The 341-nt window shown below is 40.5% G+C and carries 1 pseudogene; it reads left to right on the forward strand.

Going from position 1 to position 341, the window contains the following annotated elements:
- Positions 1 to 341: pseudogene (locus FLACHUCJ7_RS24995) on the forward strand (hypothetical protein); the annotation flags it as partial.

A 341-nucleotide genomic window follows, 5' to 3' on the forward strand; every position in this document is an offset into this window, starting at 1 on the left:
ATATTACCAGCAGTCAGGCTGTTACAGCAGGGAAATATTACCTGATCGGAAACCCATATCCTTCAGCACTTGATGCAAGGGAGTTTTTATATTCTAATGTCAATAATAATACAGTTTTAAACGGGACTATCTACTTTTGGACACACAATACGGCCATGACGCCAAGTGGTACTGTATATGTTTACAGTTCAAATGATTATGCCTCGTTTAATGCAACAGGAGGTACTGCTACCACAGGTGCGAACAATGCTATCCCTTCTGGTTACATAGCAGCGGGACAATCGTTTATGGCAAGTGCAAAAGCAAATGGAATTGTTGAGTTTGATAATTCAATGCGTGCT

The organism is Flavobacterium salmonis (assembly GCF_903819435.1).
Lineage (GTDB): Bacteria > Bacteroidota > Bacteroidia > Flavobacteriales > Flavobacteriaceae > Flavobacterium > Flavobacterium chungangense.